Source organism: Streptomyces sp. NBC_00370 (assembly GCF_036084755.1).
GTDB lineage: Bacteria > Actinomycetota > Actinomycetes > Streptomycetales > Streptomycetaceae > Streptomyces.
Map to the genome: position 1 here is coordinate 6,270,001 of NZ_CP107968.1, position 20,541 is coordinate 6,290,541.

A 20,541-nucleotide genomic window follows, 5' to 3' on the forward strand; every position below is an offset into this window, starting at 1 on the left:
TGGAGTCGCAGAGACAACCAGGAGGTTGGCTTAGAAGCAGCCACCCTTGAAAGAGTGCGTAATAGCTCACTGGTCAAGTGATTCCGCGCCGACAATGTAGCGGGGCTCAAGCGTACCGCCGAAGTCGTGTCATTCCAGCATGAGGGCCAACGCCCGTTGGGATGGGTAGGGGAGCGTCGTGTGCCGGGTGAAGCCTCCGCGGAAGCGAGGGGTGGACGGTTCACGAGTGAGAATGCAGGCATGAGTAGCGATACACACGTGGGAAACGTGTGCGCCGATTGACTAAGGGTTCCTGGGTCAAGCTGATCTGCCCAGGGTAAGTCGGGACCTAAGGCGAGGCCGACAGGCGTAGTCGATGGATAACCGGTTGATATTCCGGTACCCGCTTTGAAACGCCCAGTACTGAACCCATTAATGCTAAGGCCGTGAAGCCGTCCTGGAGCCTTCGGGCAAAGGGGAGTGGTGGAGCCGCCGGTCCAAGGTGGTAGTAGGTAAGCGATGGGGTGACGCAGGAAGGTAGTCCAGCCCGGGCGGTGGTTGTCCCGGGGTAAGGGTGTAGGGCGTTGTGTAGGTAAATCCGCACAACATTAAGTCTGAGACCTGATGCCGAGCCGATTGTGGTGAAGTGGATGATCCTATGCTGTCGAGAAAAGCCTCTAGCGAGTTTCATGGCGGCCCGTACCCTAAACCGACTCAGGTGGTCAGGTAGAGAATACCGAGGCGTTCGGGTGAACTATGGTTAAGGAACTCGGCAAAATGCCCCCGTAACTTCGGGAGAAGGGGGCCATTCCTGGTGATCATCTTTACGGTGTGAGCTTGGGGTGGCCGCAGAGACCAGCGAGAAGCGACTGTTTACTAAAAACACAGGTCCGTGCGAAGCCGTAAGGCGATGTATACGGACTGACGCCTGCCCGGTGCTGGAACGTTAAGGGGACCGGTTAGTCACATTTCGGTGTGGCGAAGCTGAGAACTTAAGCGCCAGTAAACGGCGGTGGTAACTATAACCATCCTAAGGTAGCGAAATTCCTTGTCGGGTAAGTTCCGACCTGCACGAATGGCGTAACGACTTCTCGACTGTCTCAACCATAGGCCCGGTGAAATTGCACTACGAGTAAAGATGCTCGTTTCGCGCAGCAGGACGGAAAGACCCCGGGACCTTTACTACAGTTTGATATTGGTGTTCGGTTCGGCTTGTGTAGGATAGGTGGGAGACTGTGAAGCTTGGACGCCAGTTCAGGTGGAGTCGTCGTTGAAATACCACTCTGGTCGTGCTGGATGTCTAACCTGGGTCCGTGATCCGGATCAGGGACAGTGTCTGATGGGTAGTTTAACTGGGGCGGTTGCCTCCTAAAGAGTAACGGAGGCGCCCAAAGGTTCCCTCAGCCTGGTTGGTAATCAGGTGTTGAGTGTAAGTGCACAAGGGAGCTTGACTGTGAGACCGACGGGTCGAGCAGGGACGAAAGTCGGGACTAGTGATCCGGCGGTGGCTTGTGGAAGCGCCGTCGCTCAACGGATAAAAGGTACCCCGGGGATAACAGGCTGATCTTCCCCAAGAGTCCATATCGACGGGATGGTTTGGCACCTCGATGTCGGCTCGTCGCATCCTGGGGCTGGAGTCGGTCCCAAGGGTTGGGCTGTTCGCCCATTAAAGCGGTACGCGAGCTGGGTTTAGAACGTCGTGAGACAGTTCGGTCCCTATCCGCTGTGCGCGTAGGAGTCTTGAGAAGGGCTGTCCCTAGTACGAGAGGACCGGGACGGACGAACCTCTGGTGTGCCAGTTGTCCTGCCAAGGGCATGGCTGGTTGGCTACGTTCGGGAGGGATAACCGCTGAAAGCATCTAAGCGGGAAGCCTGCTTCGAGATGAGGACTCCCACCCCCTTGAGGGGTTAAGGCTCCCAGTAGACGACTGGGTTGATAGGCCAGATGTGGAAGACCGGTAACGGTTGGAGCTGACTGGTACTAATAGGCCGAGGGCTTGTCCTCAGTTGCTCGCGTCCACTGTGTTAGTTCTGAAGTAACGAACAGCTGTGTCCATATCCGGTGGTTCAACTTCATAGTGTTTCGGTGGTCATTGCGTGAGGGAAACGCCCGGTTACATTCCGAACCCGGAAGCTAAGCCTCATTGCGCCGATGGTACTGCAGGGGGGACCCTGTGGGAGAGTAGGACGCCGCCGAACAATTCTTCAGTTAGACCAGGGAAGCCCCTGCACCTTCACGGTGCGGGGGCTTTTCTGCGTTCACGGTCAACCGCCCTCCGTGGCAAGCCTCGTGGGGTTTCTGAGCCCGCCCCGCATCAGGTATGCTTTTGCCTGTTGTCGCGCCCCAATAGCTCAGTCGGTAGAGCGTCTCCATGGTAAGGAGAAGGTCTGCGGTTCGATTCCGCATTGGGGCTCAGTTCAGCAGAAAGGCCCCCGCCATCGGCGGGGGCCTTTCTCATGTGCCGTCATGTGCCGGCACCTCGCCGCTAGTTGGGCTGCGGCTCCGGAATGCGCATCGTCAGGATGGCCATGTCGTCCGACGCCGGCTCCGCGGCGAACCGTTCCACCGCGCGCAGGATGCGTGAGGCGACCGCTCCCGCCGTGAGTCCCGTACAGGTCGTCAGGACGTCCGCCAGGCCGTCGTCGCCCAGCATGCGGGTGCCTTCCCTGCGTTCTGTCACGCCGTCGGTGACGCACAGCAGTACGTCTCCCGGGTCGAGCGTGATCATCTGCTCGTACAGCTCCAGGTCCTCCATCACGCCGAGCAGCGGCTGGGGTTCGGCTGCCGCTTCGACCGTGCCGTCCTGGCGTAGCCGCAGGGGGAGCGGGTGGCCGGCGCAGACCACCTTCAGGTTCGCGCTGCCGTCCTCCTGCGGCCACAACTCGCCGTAGAGCAGGGTGAGGAAGCGGCTGCGGTCGCCTTCGTCGAGGATCGCCGCGTTCAGACGCTCCAGCACGGCCGGGCCGCTGAAGCCCTCCCTGGCCAGCAGGCGCAGGGCGTGCCGGGCGAGGCCGGTGACGGCCGCTGCCTCCGGGCCCGTACCGCAGACGTCGCCGATGGCGAAGCCGTAGGCACCGTCCTTGATGGGGAACAGGTCGTAGAAGTCGCCGCCGACCTCGTTGCCTTCGCCGGCCGCGCGGTAGATGACCTCGACCTCGACGCCCGGGATCTGCGGGAGCCCCGGCGGCAGCAGACTGCGTTGCAAGGACTGGCTGATCGCCGTGCGCTCCGAGTAGAGCCGGGCGTTGTCGAGGGCGAGGGCCGCCCGGCGGGAGAGGTCTTCGGCGAGTTCCAGGATCTCCTGGCGGAAGTGGTCGTCGGAGGGCTTGCCCAGGGTGAGCAGGCCGATGACGCGGTTGCGGGCGACCAGGGGCAGGACCACGGTCTCGCCGCCCACCGCTGCGGCCGTGGCAAGCGTGGGGCCGACGCCCGATCCGGCGAGCGCCGCGTCGCCGCCCAGCTCCCGCATGGAGGTCCGCAGCGCCGACTGGTGTGCGGCCTCCGACGGTGCCGTCCAGATGCGGGCGCCGGGGGTGGGGACCGGTTCCGGCGGGTTGATCTTCGACAGCAGGGCCTTCAGGCCGTCGATGCGCTCCTCGTCCTCGTGCAGCACGAAGGACAGCTCGGGGTCCGACGACTGGTCGGCGATCGTGTAGACCGCGCACCAGGTGGCCAGGGTCGGGACCGTCATCTGTGCCATCAGGGCCAGGGTCTGGTTGCGGTCCAGGGTTCCGGCGAGCAGGTCGGAGGCCTCGACGAGGAAGGACAGCGAGCCTCGGCGCAGGCGTTCCAGTTCGCCGAGGCGGGCCGATTCGACGGCCAGGGCGATGCGGTCGGCGGCGAACTGCAGGCGCAGTGCGGCTTCGTTGCTGAAGCGGGCCGAGCCTTCGGCGGCGACGCCGAGGGAGCCGGTGAGCCGGCCTTCGACCTTGAGCGGGACGGTGACGACGGAGCGCATGCCGGTGTCGCTCAGGAGCGGTACGGCGCCGGGGACGGCCGTGAGGTCGTCGTGGACGGCCGGCATGCGCGCCGAGCCGTAGCGCCCTGTGCCGGCCTCCACGGGGACGCGTGCGAAGCGCTGACGGGCGGAGGGCAGTCCGGTCGTGGCGCGTACTTCGAGTTCTGTCTCGTCGTCCGTGGCGAGCAGCAGGAAGGCCGAGTCGCCGTCGAGCATGTCGCGGGCGCGTTCGACGGTCCGCTGGAGGAGGCCGTCGAGGTCTTCGGGGGCGGGGGAGCCGATGAAGACCTCGAAGGGGTCGGCGGCCCTGTGCTCGGCGCTGTCGGTGGACGGGGCGCGTGGCGGGGTCTGGATGACGGCGCGCTCGTAGTCGCGTACCAGCAGGCACACCGTGGACGGGGCGCCGTCGGTGTCGCGGACCCGGAGGTGCGCGGCGTAGACGGGGATGACGCGGCCGTCGGCGCAGCGGATGCCGTAGCTGCCCTCCCAGCGGGAGAGCCGGAGTGCTTCGGCGATGCCCATGCCGATGCCCGGGGTGTGCGGCCAGGCGGCGAAGTCGGTGAAGGGTTTGCCGGTGACCTGGTCGGCCGCGTATCCGAAGAGGTGTTCGGCGTCGTCGTTCCAGTTCGCCACGGCGCCCGCCGGGTCGACCTGGACGACGGCGACGCGTACGCGCTCGTCGGCGACGGGGAGCAGACTTGTGGGGAGGGCGGGTCCCGCCGAGCGGGTGCCGACCGGACGGTCGGGCATGTCGAGCTGGAACCACACCTGCTTCTTGGTGGGGGTGTACTCCACGCCCCAGCGTGAGGCGAGGGCCGCGCAGAGCAGCAGTCCCCGGCCGTTCTCGCTGTCGGGATTGCCGAACTGGCGGCCGGTCCCCTGGATGGGGATCTCGCGCTCGGGGTAGCGGTCGGCGACCTCGACGCGGACGCCGTCCTCGGTACGCAGACAGAGCACGTCGGCGGAGGTTCCGGCATGGATGACGGCATTGGTGACGAGTTCGCTGGTCAGGACCACGGCGTCGTCGACGACGTCGGAGTAGCCCCAGCCCTGGAGGGTGTCCCGGACGAAGGCACGGGCAGTCGCCACGGAGCGCCCTTCGGGCTCGAAGGTGGCGGCGGCCCGCGCGGTGATCACAGAACTCCTCGTACGCGTTTCGACACCCGGCTCTGCCATGAATCGGCCCCGCCCCTTCACATGCCCGTCGGTAGTACTTTTGCCGCTCCGTCCCCGCCGGGCGGACCGGGACGGTTGGACAGCCGGATGCCAGGTTACTTACCTTCGCGGTCCTGGCGGATGCCGGTCAGCACTGTTTCCGCCCTATTGGGGTGGGGACGCTATGCGAAGCTGCCGAACTGTTATCGCCTGGTTCAGCCAGGGTGAAACACTGGGCAGGCTTCCGGAGAGAGTCCGGGCAGTACGGTCAACCCCTGCGGGAGGGACACGGTGGAGTCTGACGTGGAGACGCGTGGCGGTCACACGCGCACGAAAGGCGGACGGTCCCGGAACAATGGGACGGCCGAGGTGGATGCCGCTGCCCTGAACAGACTGCTGACGGCCCTCGTGGCGATGCGGGACGGGAATTTCCGTAAGCGGCTGACCGTGTCGGGCGACGACGTGATGGCGGAGATCGCCGCCGTCTTCAACGAGGTCGCCGACCGTAATCTTCATCTCACGGGCGAGCTGGCCCGGGTGCGTCGCATGGTGGGCCGTGAGGGAAAGCTCACCGAACGGCTGGAGACCGGGGCCTGTGAGGGTTCCTGGGCCACCGCCATCGACGCGTCGAACGCTCTGGTGGACGATCTGGCGCGGCCCGTCTCCGAGGTGGGCCGGGTGCTCTCCGCGGTCGCCGAGGGTGATCTTGAGCAGCGTATGGAGCTGCGCTCGCATTCGGCCGAGGGTGCGGAGCGGCCGCTGCGGGGCGAGTTCCTGAAGGTGGCCCGTACCGTCAACAACCTGGTCGACCAGTTGTCGGCGTTCACCGACGAGGTCACACGGGTGGCGCTGGAGGTCGGTACCGAGGGCAAGCTCGGTGGCCAGGCCAAGGTGCGCGGTATGTCCGGTTCGTGGAAGGACCTCACGGATTCGGTCAACACGATGGCGTACCGGCTGACGGCCCAGGTACGTGACATTGCTCTCGTCACGACGGCCGTCGCCAAGGGTGATCTGTCCCGCAAGGTCACGGTCCATGTGGCCGGCGAGATGCTTCAGCTGAAGAACACCGTGAACACGATGGTGGACCAGCTGTCGTCGTTCTCCTCGGAGGTGACCCGGGTCGCCCGCGAGGTGGGCACCGAGGGGGAGCTGGGCGGCCAGGCGACCGTGCCGGGGGTGGCCGGGGTCTGGAAGGACCTCACCGACTCGGTGAACACGATGGCCGGCAACCTGACCAACCAGGTGCGCGGCATCGCGGAGGTCACGACGGCGGTCGCGAACGGCGATCTGTCGCAGAAGGTGACGGTGAGCGCGCGCGGTGAGGTGGCGCAGCTGGCCGAGACGATCAACCAGATGACCGAGACGCTCCGTACGTTCGCCGACGAGGTGACGCGCGTGGCGAACGAGGTCGGGGCCGAGGGTGTGCTGGGCGGCCAGGCGCAGGTGCCGGGCGCCGCGGGTACGTGGAAGGACCTGACGGACTCGGTCAACACGGTCTTCGGCAACCTGACCAATCAGGTGCGGGACATCGCGCAGGTGACGACGGCGGTCGCGAACGGGGACCTGTCGCAGAAGGTCACCGTCGATGTCGCGGGCGAGATGCTGGAGCTGAAGAACACCGTCAACACGATGGTGGGCCAGCTGAACTCGTTCGGTTCCGAGGTCACGCGCGTGGCGCGGGAGGTCGGCGTCGAGGGGCAGCTGGGCGGCCAGGCCGAGGTGCCGGGCGCGGCGGGTACGTGGAAGGACCTCACCGACTCGGTGAACACCGCGTTCCGTAACCTCACCGGCCAGGTGCGGGACATCGCGCAGGTGACGACGGCGGTCGCGAACGGGGACCTGTCGCAGAAGGTCACGGTCAATGTGGCCGGCGAGATGCTGGAGCTGAAGAACACCGTCAACACGATGGTGGCGCAGCTGTCGTCGTTCGCCGAGCAGGTGACCCGGATGGCCCGTGAGGTGGGCACCGAGGGCATGCTGGGCGGCCAGGCGCGGGTGGACGGTGTCTCCGGGACCTGGAAGGAACTGACCGACTCCGTCAACTTCATGGCGGGGAACCTGACCGACCAGGTGCGGCAGATCGCGCAGGTGACGACGGCGGTCGCGCGGGGTGACCTGTCGCAGAAGATCGATGTGGACGCCCGGGGCGAGATCCTGGAGCTGAAGAACACCATCAACACGATGGTCGACCAGCTGTCCGCCTTCGCCGACCAGGTCACGCGGGTGGCCCGTGAGGTCGGTACGGACGGCAGGCTGGGCGGTCAGGCGCAGGTGCCGGGTGTCGCGGGTGTCTGGCGCGATCTGACCGATTCCGTGAACGGCATGGCGGGGAATCTGACCTCGCAGGTCCGTAACATCGCGCAGGTCGCGACGGCGGTCGCGCGGGGTGACCTGTCGCAGAAGATCGATGTGGACGCCCGGGGCGAGATCCTGGAGCTGAAGAACACCCTCAACACGATGGTGGACCAGCTGTCCAACTTCGCGGAGCAGGTGACCCGGGTGGCCCGCGAGGTGGGCACCGAGGGCATGCTGGGCGGCCAGGCCGAGGTGCAGGGTGTGTCCGGTACGTGGAAGGACCTCACCCAGTCCGTCAACTTCATGGCCAACAACCTGACGTCGCAGGTCCGCAACATCGCCGAGGTCACGACGGCCGTCGCCAAGGGCGACCTGTCGAAGAAGATCACCGTCGACGCCAAGGGCGAGATCCTCGACCTGGTCACCACCGTCAACACGATGGTGGACCAGCTGTCCAACTTCGCCGACGAGGTGACGCGGGTCGCCCGCGAGGTGGGTACGGAAGGCATCCTCGGCGGCCAGGCGCGGGTGCGCGGGGTCACCGGTATCTGGAAGGACCTCAGCGACAACGTCAACACGATGGCCAACAACCTGACCAGTCAGGTGCGGAACATCTCGCGGGTCTCCTCGGCGGTCGCCAACGGTGACCTGACGAAGAAGGTGACGGTCGAGGCGCGCGGCGAGGTCGCCGAACTCGCCGACACGGTCAACATCATGGTGACGACGCTGTCGTCGTTCGCCGACGAGGTGACCCGGGTGGCCCGCGAGGTGGGCACCGAGGGCGAGCTGGGCGGTCAGGCGCGGGTGCCGGGCGTCTCCGGTACGTGGAAGGACCTCACCGAGTCGGTGAACTCGATGGCGTCCAACCTGACGGGGCAGGTGCGGCAGATCGCCACGGTCACCACCGCCATCGCCAAGGGTGATCTCACCAAGAAGATCGACATCGACGCCCGCGGCGAGATCCTGGAACTGAAGAACACCATCAACACCATGGTCGACCAGCTGTCGTCCTTCGCCGACCAGGTGACGCGGGTGGCCCGCGAGGTGGGCACCGACGGGATGCTGGGCGGCCAGGCCCGGGTGCGGGACGTGGACGGCACCTGGCGTGACCTCACCGAGTCGGTGAACGAGATGGCCGGGAATCTGACCCGGCAGGTCCGCGCCATCGCGGCCGTCGCCACCGCGGTGACCCGCGGCGATCTGAATCTGAAGATCGACGTGGACGCGGCGGGCGAGATCCAGGTCCTCCAGGACAACATCAACACGATGATCGCCAACCTGCGTGACACCACCCTCGCCAACGAGGAGCAGGACTGGCTCAAGGGCAACCTCGCCCGTATCTCCGGTCTGATGCAGGGCCGCCGCGACCTCGACGACGTGGCGTCGCTCATCATGAGCGAGCTGACCCCGGTCGTCTCGGCGCAGCACGGCGCCTTCTTCCTCGCCATGCAGACGGGCACCCTGCCCGAGCTGGGCAGGGAGGTCAGCAGGGACGGTTCGTACGAGCTGTGCATGCGCGGGAGTTACGGCTACTCGGCCGGTTCGATGCCGACGTCGTTCCGGCCGGGCGAGACGCTGATCGGGACGGCGGCCGAGGAGAAGCGGACGATCCAGCTCAATGTGCCGCCGGGCTATCTGAAGATCTCGTCCGGGCTCGGTGAGGCGTCACCTGCGCATGTGATCGTGCTGCCGGTGCTGTTCGAGGGCAAGGTGCTCGGTGTGATCGAGCTGGCGTCGTTCCAGCCGTTCACGCAGATCCAGCGGGACTTCCTGAGCCAGATCGCCGAGATGATCGCGACGAGCGTCAACACCATCAGCGTCAACTCCAAGACGGAGGTGCTGCTGAAGCAGTCGCAGGAGCTGACGGAGCAGCTGCGGGAGCGGTCGGCCGAGCTGGAGAACCGGCAGAAGGCGCTCCAGGCCTCCAACGCCGAACTGGAGGAGAAGGCCGAGCTGCTGGCCAGGCAGAACCGCGACATCGAGGTGAAGAACACCGAGATCGAGGAGGCCAGGCAGGTCCTGGAGGAGCGCGCCGAGCAGTTGGCCGTCTCGATGCGGTACAAGTCGGAGTTCCTGGCGAACATGTCGCACGAGCTGCGGACGCCGCTCAACTCGCTGCTGATCCTGGCGAAGCTGCTCGCGGACAACGCCGAGTCGAATCTCTCGCCGAAGCAGGTGGAGTTCGCCGAGACGATCCATGGCGCGGGCTCCGACCTGCTGCAGCTGATCAACGACATCCTGGACCTGTCGAAGGTCGAGGCGGGCAAGATGGACGTCAGCCCGACCCGTATCGCGCTGGTCCAGCTCGTCGACTACGTGGAGGCGACCTTCCGGCCGCTGACCGCGGAGAAGGGGCTCGACTTCTCCGTACGGGTGTCGCCTGAGCTGCCCGCCACGCTGCACACCGACGAGCAGCGGCTGTTGCAGGTGCTGCGCAACCTCCTGTCGAACGCGGTGAAGTTCACCGACGGCGGTGCGGTGGAGCTGGTGATCAGGCCGGCGGGCGCCGACGTGCCGAACGCGATCAGGGAGCAGATGCTCGAAGCGCGGTCGCTGCGCGAGGCCGACGGCGATCTGATCGCCTTCTCCGTCACGGACACCGGCATCGGTATCGCGGCGAGCAAGATGCGGGTGATCTTCGAGGCGTTCAAGCAGGCGGACGGCACGACCAGCCGCAAGTACGGCGGTACGGGCCTCGGTCTGTCGATCAGCCGCGAGATCGCGCGGCTGCTCGGCGGTGAGATCCACGCGGCGAGCGAGCCGGGCCGCGGTTCGACGTTCACGCTGTATCTGCCGCTGCACCCCAGCGAGCTGCCGCCGCAGGGCTATCCGCAGCTGTCGCCCGGCGGTCTGGTGGATCCGCAGGTGCGCGCCTCCGACGCGGAGATGGGCGGGCACGCGCAGCTCCAGGCGTCGACGCCGGCGGAGCTGCCGCCGGGTCCCGCCGCGCTGTTCCGGCGCCGGCGCAAGAGTTCGGCCGCGGTCGAGCAGGGTCCGGCGCCTGCGGAGCAGGCGGCCCAGCCGTCCTCGGTGGTCGCTGAGGGCTCCGGGAGCGCCCCGGCGAGCTGGGTCAACGCGGAAGGTGATCAGGGCTCCCAGGAGGCGCCGCAGGAGCGTCGTACGTACTCGTTCTCGGCGGAGAAGGTGCTGATCGTCGACGACGACGTGCGGAACGTCTTCGCGCTGACGAGCGTGCTGGAGCAGCACGGTCTCTCCGTGCTGTACGCGGAGAACGGCCGCGAGGGCATCGAAGTCCTGGAGCAGCACGACGATGTGACGGTCGTGCTGATGGACATCATGATGCCGGAGATGGACGGGTACGCGACGACGTCGGCGATCCGCAGGATGCCGCAGTTCGCCGAGCTGCCGATCATCGCGCTCACCGCGAAGGCGATGAAGGGCGACCGGGAGAAGGCACTGGAGGCGGGAGCCTCCGATTACGTGACGAAGCCGGTCGATCCCGACTATCTGCTCTCGGTGATGGAGGGGTGGATGCGGGGGAAGTAGCCGCAGGGTGCACGATTCATCGTGACGGGCCGGTTGGCTGCGGTCGGCCGGGTGTGAGGCGGCGTGTGCGGGGAACGTTCTGGTCTCCCGCTACGTTTTTGCTTCGTGCACAGTGACATCACGGTGACAGGGTGTGGCGACAGGCGGGGTGCGGCTACCATGACCGGCACAAGGACGGACGGCGTAAGGGAGCCGTCTCCAGGGGCGACACCCGGCAACAGCAGGGGTACTGCCGACAGGGGACGCCCCATGCCGGGGCGAGGAGGGCGGGTGGCCATGGTGCAGAAGGCCAAGATCCTCCTGGTCGATGACCGGCCGGAGAATCTGCTGGCGCTGGAGGCGATCCTCTCTGCGCTCGATCAGACGCTGGTGCGGGCATCGTCAGGGGAAGAGGCGCTCAAAGCGCTTCTGACGGACGACTTCGCGGTCATTCTGCTGGATGTCCAGATGCCGGGAATGGACGGCTTCGAGACGGCGGCGCACATCAAGCGCCGGGAGCGTACGCGCGACATCCCCATCATCTTTCTCACGGCCATCAACCACGGCCCGCACCACACCTTCCGGGGATACGCGGCCGGTGCGGTCGACTACATCTCCAAGCCGTTCGACCCGTGGGTGCTGCGCGCCAAGGTCTCGGTCTTCGTCGAGCTGTACATGAAGAACTGCCAGCTGAAGGAGCAGGCCGAACTGCTCAGGCTGCAACTGGCCGGAGCGGGCGAGGCGAAGGAGCCCGCCGGGCTGCTGGCCGAACTGTCCGCGCGGCTCGCGGCAGTTGAGGAGCAGGCCGAAGCCCTCTCCAAGCAGCTGGACGACGACTCGGCCGACGCGTCGGCGGTGGCGACCGCCGCCCATCTGGAGCGCAAACTCACCGGGCTGCGCCGGGCGCTTGACGCCCTGGAACCCGGCAGCGGTGGCGGTCCGGGTTCGCTTCCCTCCCAGAACTGACCGTCAGTTCCCGGCCGGACCGTCACTTCCCGGCCGGTCGGGGGCGACACGAACGGGTGAAGCGGGGCGCACACGTGTCCGCGACCGCCCACACCGGTAACCTCAGCACCATGGCCTCACGTACGTCCGGCAAGGGTTCCCAGGGCACCGCGAAGCCGCGCGCCGGGCGTACAACTGGCGCCCCGCAGAAGGCGGCTCCCGGCAAGAAGGCGGCGCCGGGCAAATCCGCGCCCGCGAAGAAGGCGGCCGCGAAGAAGGCGGCGGCCAAAGCGGCGCCCAGGCCCGCCCCGTCACCGACGAACGGCGTGTACCGGCTCGCCCGCGCCGTATGGCTCGGTGCCGCGCACGGCGTGGGTGCGATGTTCCGGGGGATAGGGCGCGGCGCCAAGGGCCTCGACCCGGCGCACCGCAAGGACGGCGTCGCGCTGTTGCTGCTGGGAATCGCGCTGGTCGTCGCCGCCGGCACCTGGTCGAATCTGCAGGGCCCCGTCGGCGACCTGGTCGAGATGCTCATCACCGGCGCCTTCGGCCGGCTCGACCTGCTCGTACCGATACTGCTGGGCGCCGTCGCCGTACGGCTGATCCTGTATCCGGAGAAGCCCGAGGCCAACGGACGCATCGTCATCGGCCTCTCGGCGCTGGTCCTCGGGGTGCTCGGGCTCGTCCACATCGCCTGCGGAGCCCCCGGGCGCGGGGAGGGGACCGAGGCCATGCAGGACGCGGGCGGCCTCATCGGCTGGGCCGTCTCCAAGCCGCTGATCTTCACCGTGGGCGACGTCCTCGCCGTACCGCTGCTGCTGCTGGTCACCGTCTTCGGACTGCTCGTCGTCACCGCCACCCCCGTCAACGCCATCCCGCAGCGGCTGCGGCTCCTCGCGGCCAAGCTGCGGCTCATCGAGCCCCCCGTCGAGCCGGCGGAGCACGACAGCGACGACGAACGGTACGAGGACCAGTGGCGCGAGGCGCTGCCCGACGACGAGCGGCGCCCGGCGGGCCGCCGCCGCGCACCGCGCGCCGAGCGGTTCGACCCCGAGGACGATCGCGAACAGGCCGAGGCCGAGGCGCTCTCCAACCGGCGCAGGCCGCCGCGCAGGCCCGCGGCGCAGTCCGGCTTCGGCCGTCCGATGGACGCCGTCGACGTGGCGGCCGCTGCCGCTGCCGCGCTGGACGGCGCCGTACTCAACGGGCTGCCGCCCTCGCCCGTCGTCGCCGGACTCACCCAGGGTGTCGACCGGATGCGCAAGCGGCCCGAAGACCGCGAGGACGAGCGGGCGGACGACCGGTCGGACGGCGGGGAGAGCGGCGACGACACGTCGCGGGAGCACTCCGTACCGGTGCCGTCGGCGCGCGAAGCCGGGCGGCGCGGCACCCCCGCGGGGGCCGTGGCCGACCTGACGAAGCCCACGCCGCCGGAGGACCGGCCGCTGCCGCCCAGGGCCGAGCAGTTGCAGCTCGCGGGCGACATCACCTACTCCCTGCCGTCGCTCGACCTCCTGGAGCGCGGCGGGCCCGGCAAGACCCGCAGCGCCGCCAACGACGCGGTCGTCGACTCGCTGACCAACGTCTTCCGCGAGTTCAAGGTCGACGCGAAGGTCACCGGCTTCACCCGCGGCCCGACGGTCACCCGCTACGAGGTCCAGCTCGGCCCGGCGGTGAAGGTCGAGCGCATCACGGCGCTCGCCAAGAACATCGCCTACGCCGTGGCCAGTCCTGACGTACGGATCATCTCGCCGATCCCCGGCAAGTCGGCCGTCGGCATCGAGATCCCCAACTCCGACCGCGAGATGGTCAACCTCGGCGACGTGCTGCGCCTCGCCGCCGCGGCCGAGGACGACCATCCGATGCTGGTCGCCCTCGGCAAGAACGTCGAAGGCGGCTACGAGATGGCGAACCTCGCCAAGATGCCGCACGTCCTGGTGGCGGGCGCGACCGGCTCCGGCAAGTCGTCCTGCATCAACTGCCTGATCACGTCCGTGATGATAAGGGCGACCCCCGAGGACGTCCGGATGGTGCTGGTCGACCCCAAGCGCGTGGAGCTCACCGCGTACGAGGGCATCCCGCACCTGATCACACCGATCATCACCAACCCCAAGCGGGCGGCGGAGGCGCTGCAGTGGGTCGTGCGCGAGATGGACCTGCGCTACGACGACCTCGCCGCGTACGGCTACCGCCACATCGACGACTTCAACCAGGCCGTCCGGCAGGGCAAGATCAAGCTGCCCGAGGGCAGTGAGCGCGAGCTGTCGCCGTACCCGTACCTGCTGGTGATCGTCGACGAGCTGGCCGACCTGATGATGGTCGCGCCGCGCGACGTCGAGGACTCCATCGTCCGCATCACCCAGTTGGCCCGCGCCGCCGGTATCCATCTGGTGCTCGCCACCCAGCGCCCCTCGGTCGACGTCGTGACCGGCCTGATCAAGGCGAACGTGCCGTCCCGGCTCGCCTTCGCGACCTCCTCGCTCGCCGACAGCCGGGTCATCCTCGACCAGCCCGGCGCCGAAAAGCTCATCGGAAAGGGTGACGGACTGTTCCTGCCGATGGGTGCCAACAAACCCGTCCGTATGCAGGGCGCGTTCGTCACCGAGGCCGAGGTCGCCGCCGTCGTCCAGCACTGCAAGGACCAGATGGCCCCCGTCTTCCGCGAGGACGTGGTGGTCGGCACGGCCAAGAAGAAGGAGATCGACGAGGACATCGGCGACGACCTCGATCTGCTCTGCCAGGCTGCCGAACTGGTCGTCTCCACCCAGTTCGGCTCCACCTCGATGCTCCAGCGCAAGCTGCGCGTCGGCTTCGCGAAGGCCGGCCGGCTGATGGACCTGATGGAGTCGAGGAACATCGTCGGGCCGAGCGAGGGCTCCAAAGCCCGCGATGTCCTGGTGAAGGCGGATGAATTGGACGGGGTGCTCGACGTGATCCGGGGGAAGGCTGAATAAGAGGGGACCGGACAGTCTCCGCGGGCAACCGTTTCCCTTGGTCGGGCGTCAAGTTGGACAGAGGGATCACGTCCTGAGCCTCCGCCGTGCCGTCCGGCCATTCTGATGGCGTACAAACCTGATGCTCCGCTTGCCCCACCCTTTCGTACCACCCATAGACTGAACGTCCAGCAGGTGGCTACACGCTCGAAAGGCGCCCCCGTGTCCATCGGCAAATCACCCGACGGCAAATCCCCAGAAGAAGAAACGCCTTCGACAGAAGAACCGCCTTCGACCGAAGACAACCGGCCCTCCATCGGCCAGACCCTCCAGCAGGCGCGCGTCGCAGCGAATCTGACGGTCGACGAGGTCAGTGCCTCCACCCGGGTGCGCATCCCCATCGTGCACGCGATCGAGCAGGACGACTTCTCGCGCAGCGGCGGCGACGTCTACGCACGCGGTCATATCCGGATGCTCGCCCAGCAGGCGGGGATCGACCCCGACCCGCTCATCGAGCGGTTCGACGCCGAACACGGCGGTCGTCCCGCGCCCACACCGGCGGCGCCGATGTTCGAGGCGGAGCGCATCCGCCCCGAGCGGCGCCGGCCGAACTGGACGGCGGCCATGGTCGCGGCGATCGTCGCCGTGGTCGGCTTCGTCGGATTCACCGCGTTCAACGGCTCCGACGACAGCGGCGCTTCGAAGTCGGCTGCCGAGGGACCCAAGCCCGACAAGTCGGCGGTCAAGGCCAGCCCGACCAAGACGGCCGACCCCAAGCCCGCCCCTTCGGACAGCGCCATCGCGGCCGCCCCGCGCGACAAGGTGACGGTGAAACTCACCGCCGTCGATGCCAAGAGCTGGATCTCCGCCAAGGCGCACAACGGCAAGCTGCTGTTCGACGGCATCCTCCCCAAGGGTGAGTCCAAGACCTTCCAGGACGACGAGAAGGTCAATCTCATCCTCGGGAACGCCGGCGCCATAGAGCTGTTCGTCAACGGCAAGAAGGTCTCGGACGAGTTCGAGTCCGGCCAGGTCGAGCGGCTCTCGTACACGCAGGGTGACCCCGAGGCGGGCTGACGAAGACCGGGGCGCGCGGTGGCTCCGGCCACCGCTCGGCCACCCGGGCAACCCTGAACGGCAAGGGCAGGGCCAGGACAAAGTAGTCTTGAGCCCATGCCCGAACGCCGTACCGTCGCCCTTGTCACTCTTGGCTGCGCCCGTAACGAGGTGGACTCGGAGGAGCTTGCAGGCCGCTTGGCAGCGGACGGCTGGGAGCTCGTCCAGGACGCCTCGGACGCGGACGTCGCAGTCGTCAACACCTGTGGATTCGTCGAGGCCGCCAAGAAGGACTCCGTCGACGCCCTGCTGGAAGCCAACGATCTGAAGGATCAAGGCAGAACCCAGGCCGTCGTGGCCGTCGGCTGCATGGCCGAGCGGTACGGCAAGGAACTCGCCGAATCGCTGCCCGAGGCGGACGGAGTGCTCGGCTTCGACGACTACGCCGACATCTCCGATCGGCTGCAGACCATCCTGAACGGCGGCATCCACGCCTCGCACACCCCCCGCGACCGCCGCAAACTGCTGCCGCTCAGCCCGGCGCAGCGGCAGGACGCCGGCGGAGTGGCCCTCCCCGGGCACGGCGACCTCCTGACCGCGCCCGCCCCCGCCGACCTGCCGGACGGCGTCGCCCCCGCGTCAGGACCGCGTGCGCCGCTGCGCCGCCGGCTGGACCGCAGCCCCGTCGCCTCGGTGAAGCTCGCCTCGGGCTGCGACCGCCGCTGCACCTTCTGCGCCATCCCCTCGTTCCGCGGGTCCTTCATCTCCCGCCGGCCGAGCGACGTGCTGACCGAGACCCGCTGGCTCGCCGAGCAGGGCGTCAAGGAGGTCATGCTCGTCTCCGAGAACAACACCTCGTACGGCAAGGACCTCGGTGACATCCGGCTGCTGGAGACGCTGCTGCCCGAGCTGGCGGCCGTGGACGGCATCGAGCGGATCCGGGTCAGCTACCTGCAGCCCGCCGAGATGCGCCCGGGGCTGATCGACGTCCTCACCTCGACGCCGAAGGTGGCGCCGTACTTCGACCTGTCGTTCCAGCACTCGTCGGCGTCGGTGCTGCGCTCCATGCGGCGCTTCGGCGACACCGACCGCTTCCTCGAACTGCTGGAGACCATCAGGGGCAAGGCGCCGCAGGCCGGTGTGCGCTCCAACTTCATCGTCGGCTTCCCCGGCGAGAGCGAGGCCGACTTCGCCGAGCTGGAACGCTTCCTCACCCACGCGCGGCTCGACGCGATCGGGGTCTTCGGCTATTCGGACGAGGACGGTACGGAAGCGGCGACGTACGAGAACAAGCTCGACCCCGATCTCGTCGCCGAGCGGCTCTCGCACCTGTCCCGGCTGGCGGAGGAGCTGACCTCGCAGCGGGCCGAGGAGCGGCTGGGCGAGGCCCTGGTGGTGCTCGTCGAGTCCACGGGCTCCGAGGACTCCTCGGAGTACTCCGAGGACGGCGAGGAGGCTGTGGCGGTCGGCAGGGCGGCGCACCAGGCCCCGGAGACGGACGGCCAGGTGCTGTTCACGTCACGCGAAGGTCTGCGTCCCGGCCGTATGGTCGAGGCGAAGGTGGTCGGCACCGAGGGCGTCGACCTGGTGGCTGAGTACGTGGCCGACTACGACGACCTTCCGGAGGAAGTCCTCCGGACCCCGGGTGAGGAGGCGGCCAGATGACCGGAGTCCCGGCGTCCGCGGCGGGCGGTACCGGCGCGAAGCCGGCGCCCGACGCCAAGCGGGGTGCTCCGGCGCTCGATCAGGCAAGCCTGTGGAACATCGCGAACATCCTGACCATGGTGCGGCTGCTGCTCGTGCCGGGCTTCGTGATGCTGATGCTCCAGGACGGCGGGTACGACCCGGTCTGGCGGGCCTGGGCGTGGGCGGCCTTCGCCGTCGCCATGATCACCGACATCTTCGACGGTCATCTGGCCCGTACGTACAACCTCGTCACCGACTTCGGCAAGATCGCCGACCCGATCGCGGACAAGGCGATCATGGGCGCGGCGCTGGTCTGTCTCTCGTCGCTGGGTGACCTGCCGTGGTGGGTGACCGGCGTCATCCTCTTCCGCGAGCTGGGGATCACGCTGATGCGGTTCTGGGTGATCAGACACGCGGTGATCCCGGCGAGCCGCGGCGGCAAGATGAAGACGCTGGCCCAGGGCACGGCCGTCGGGATGTACGTGCTGGCGCTGACCGGGCCGCTGGCCACGCTGCGGTTCTGGGTAATGGTGATCGCCGTCGTGCTGACCGTGGTGACCGGACTGGACTATGTGCGCCAGGCCGTGGTCCTGCGGCGCCAGGGGCTGGCGCGGGAGCGCGCGGCGGCGGCCTCGGCCGCCGGCGTGGAGCCCGCGAGGGCCGCGGAAACGAAGCAATGACCACCGGCGGGGAGCGGACCGGGGAGCCGACCGGCGGGGAGCCGACCGGGGCGGCGCGGGTGCTGGCGCTGCTGGACGAGCGTGGCGGCACGCTGGCCGTCGCCGAATCCCTCACGGGCGGTCTGGTGGCCGCGGAGCTGACGTCGGTCCCCGGCGCCTCCCGGACCTTCCGCGGGTCCGTGACGGCCTATGCGACGGACCTGAAGCGGGACGTCCTGGGCGTGGACGCGACCCTTCTGGACGAGCGCGGAGCTGTGGACCCGGAGGTGGCCCTTCAGATGGCCGCGGGCGTGCGCGGCCATCTGCGGGCGGACTGGGGCGCGGCGACCACCGGCGTCGCGGGACCCGATCCCCAGGACAGGCAGCCCGTGGGGACCGTTTACGTGGCGGTCATGGGCCCGGAAGGCAACGGGAAAGTGGCCGCATTGCGGTTGAACGGCGGTCGGACGGAAATCCGTAAAGAGAGTGTACGGAGCCTTCTCGCACTGCTCGCCGACGAACTCCTGGGGAACGGGCGGGCACAGGATACGGAACAGAACGGGGGGAATTGATGTTTGCAGCCCTGAGTGAACACGACATCGCTCCCCGCACGGCCGCGGCGCGAGGCGGTACGGTGGGGCGTGAAGGATGCGGCTACGCGGTCCGAGGAGGGAGCCACCGATGATTCTGCTCCGTCGCCTGCTGGGTGACGTGCTGCGTCGGCAGCGCCAGCGCCAGGGCCGTACTCTGCGCGAAGTCTCCTCGTCCGCCCGGGTCTCACTCGGCTATCTCTCCGAGGTGGAGCGGGGGCAGAAGGAGGCATCCTCCGAGCTGCTCTCCGCGATCTGCGACGCGCTTGACGTACGGATGTCCGAGCTCATGCGAGAAGTGAGCGACGAACTGTCGTTGGCCGAGCTGGCAGCGTCGGCAGCGGCGAACGAGCCGGTGCCTGCGCCAGTACGCCCAATGCTCAATTCTGTCCCTGTGACGTCGGTGGCCGGGGTGCCGACGGAGCGGGTGACGATCAAGACGCCAAAAGAGGCGGTGGGCGTCGCCGCCGCCTGACGGTGGCGAGCCATCCCTGACGTTCGGAAGAGGCCCCGGCCGGTACGCGCGCGTACCGGCCGGGGCCTTCTTCGATCCTGAATGCCCGCTTTGTGGCATTTGTGTCATGGTGGGAAGGGCGGCCGATCACAGCGCCGCCACCATCCACGTGACCAGGAGGACCACATGTCTGTGGTGAAGAGCGCGCTGCCCGAGGAAGACCTCAAGCTGGTCGGGGAGGCGCTCCAGGGTGCCCTCGTGGACCTGATCGACCTCTCCCTGATCGCCAAACAGGTCCACTGGAACATCGTGGGCCCCCGCTTCCGCTCCGTACACCTCCAGCTCGACGAGGTCGTGACGACGGCCCGCGGCCACTCCGACACGGTCGCCGAACGCGCGGCGGCGATCGGCGTAACCCCGGACGGCCGAGCAGCGACGGTGGCATCCCAGAGCGCCATCGCCCCGGTCACGGACGGCTGGATCAAGGACGAGGACGCGGTACGCACGCTGGTGGACGCCCTCGGCGCGGTGATCACCCGCATGCGCGAGCGAGTCCAGTCGACGGACGAACCGGACCCGGTGACGCAGGACATCCTGATCCAGGTGACGGCGGACCTGGAGAAGCACGCGTGGATGTTCCAGGCGGAGAGCGCCTGAGCGGCGCCGGGCCACGGGCCGCCGAAAATGGGTGGTGCCCGGGGCGGCTCGGGATTGATTCTGGGGTCTGTGGACGTACCCAGATACCAGATTCGCGCAGCTCATACCGGTTCGACCGTGACCGTGTACCAGGCGTACCGGCCGGAGATCGGGCTGGCGGCCGTTCGGGAGGGGCGGTTTCCCGCTGCTTGGAAGCGGGACCGGATGACGTGGATCAAGCCGTCGTTCCTCTGGATGATGTATCGCTGCGGGTGGGGGGCCAAAGAGGGGCAAGAGACCGTGCTGGCCGTTGAGATCGCTCGCGAGGGGTTCGAGTGGGCGATCGAACGTGCCTGTCTGGCGCATTACCAGCCGGGGCTGCATGCCGATCAGGCCGCGTGGAAGCGTGAGCTGAGGCAGGCTCCCGCGCGGGTGCAGTGGGATCCCGAGCGGGATCTGCACCTCCAGGCGCTGGCGTACCGGTCGCTTCAGCTCGGTCTCGCCGGCGACGCGGCGCGTCTGTACGCGGACGAATGGACGGTCTCGATCACCGATGTCACCCCGCTCGCGCACGAGGTGCACGCGCGGGTGCGGGGCGGGGATCTGGAGGGTGCTCGGCGGCTGCTGCCCGTGGAGAGCCCTTATCCCGTGGACGACGGACTGCTGGCGCATCTGCGGTGGTGAGGCGGTGCCTCTGGATGCGGGGTG

Annotated in this window: 11 protein-coding genes, 1 tRNA gene and 2 rRNA genes (1 of these 14 only partly in view); 13 read left to right on the forward strand and 1 reads right to left on the reverse strand. The window is 67.9% G+C overall.

What is annotated here, in order from left to right; translation table 11 throughout:
* The 3 genes from OHS57_RS28085 to OHS57_RS28095 form a co-directional block, all read left to right on the forward strand.
* Positions 1-1,984, forward strand: a 23S ribosomal RNA gene (locus tag OHS57_RS28085) (it extends 1,138 nt beyond the left edge of the window).
* Between the two features lie 77 nt (positions 1,985-2,061).
* A 5S ribosomal RNA gene (gene rrf / locus OHS57_RS28090) occupies positions 2,062-2,178 on the forward strand.
* Positions 2,179-2,320: 142 nt separating this feature from the next.
* Positions 2,321-2,393 (forward strand) — tRNA-Thr (locus tag OHS57_RS28095).
* A 72-nt stretch (positions 2,394-2,465) separates the two neighbouring features.
* On the opposite strand, the gene OHS57_RS28100 is transcribed toward OHS57_RS28095, so the two are convergent.
* On the reverse strand, positions 2,466-5,114 hold the full coding sequence (locus OHS57_RS28100) for a SpoIIE family protein phosphatase (protein WP_041994987.1): 2,649 nt from the start codon (positions 5,112-5,114) through the stop codon (positions 2,466-2,468).
* A gap of 348 nt (positions 5,115-5,462) precedes the next feature.
* Here OHS57_RS28100 and OHS57_RS28105 point away from each other — a divergent pair, with 348 nt between their 5' ends.
* The 10 genes from OHS57_RS28105 to OHS57_RS28150 all read left to right on the forward strand — a co-directional run bounded on the left by OHS57_RS28105 (position 5,463) and on the right by OHS57_RS28150 (position 20,517).
* Positions 5,463-10,895, forward strand: coding sequence for a HAMP domain-containing protein (locus OHS57_RS28105; RefSeq protein ID WP_041983713.1), 5,433 nt, complete (start codon positions 5,463-5,465; stop codon positions 10,893-10,895).
* A 276-nt stretch (positions 10,896-11,171) separates the two neighbouring features.
* Positions 11,172-11,840 (forward strand): response regulator, encoded by a 669-nt coding sequence (locus tag OHS57_RS28110; RefSeq protein ID WP_041983711.1) that lies wholly within the window; start codon positions 11,172-11,174, stop codon positions 11,838-11,840.
* A gap of 110 nt (positions 11,841-11,950) precedes the next feature.
* A complete protein-coding gene (locus OHS57_RS28115; RefSeq protein ID WP_328583696.1) occupies positions 11,951-14,773 on the forward strand; it encodes an FtsK/SpoIIIE family DNA translocase in 2,823 nt (940 codons plus the stop codon).
* A 201-nt stretch (positions 14,774-14,974) separates the two neighbouring features.
* Positions 14,975-15,829 (forward strand): helix-turn-helix domain-containing protein, encoded by an 855-nt coding sequence (locus OHS57_RS28120; protein ID WP_443042983.1) that lies wholly within the window; start codon positions 14,975-14,977, stop codon positions 15,827-15,829.
* Between the two features lie 96 nt (positions 15,830-15,925).
* Entirely contained in the window at positions 15,926-17,473 is a 1,548-nt protein-coding gene (rimO, locus tag OHS57_RS28125) for a 30S ribosomal protein S12 methylthiotransferase RimO (protein WP_041983703.1), read from the forward strand.
* Positions 17,470-18,174, forward strand: a complete 705-nt coding sequence (gene pgsA / locus OHS57_RS28130; protein WP_041983701.1) for a CDP-diacylglycerol--glycerol-3-phosphate 3-phosphatidyltransferase — start codon at positions 17,470-17,472, stop codon at positions 18,172-18,174. Before rimO ends, pgsA begins: the two co-directional genes overlap by 4 nt.
* On the forward strand, positions 18,171-18,725 hold the full coding sequence (locus tag OHS57_RS28135) for a CinA family protein (protein ID WP_328583697.1): 555 nt from the start codon (positions 18,171-18,173) through the stop codon (positions 18,723-18,725). The genes pgsA and OHS57_RS28135 overlap by 4 nt, the downstream gene beginning before the upstream one ends.
* A 109-nt stretch (positions 18,726-18,834) precedes the next feature.
* Positions 18,835-19,218: a helix-turn-helix domain-containing protein gene (locus OHS57_RS28140; RefSeq protein WP_041983699.1), complete on the forward strand. Its 384-nt coding sequence runs from the start codon at positions 18,835-18,837 to the stop codon at positions 19,216-19,218.
* A 165-nt stretch (positions 19,219-19,383) separates the two neighbouring features.
* Positions 19,384-19,854 carry a Dps family protein gene (locus OHS57_RS28145; protein WP_328583698.1) on the forward strand — a complete coding sequence of 157 codons (471 nt, stop codon included), beginning with the start codon at positions 19,384-19,386 and terminating at the stop codon, positions 19,852-19,854.
* 27 nt (positions 19,855-19,881) lie between these two features.
* Positions 19,882-20,517 (forward strand): DUF4291 domain-containing protein, encoded by a 636-nt coding sequence (locus OHS57_RS28150; protein WP_328583699.1) that lies wholly within the window; start codon positions 19,882-19,884, stop codon positions 20,515-20,517.
* Positions 20,518-20,541: the final 24 nt, after the last annotated feature.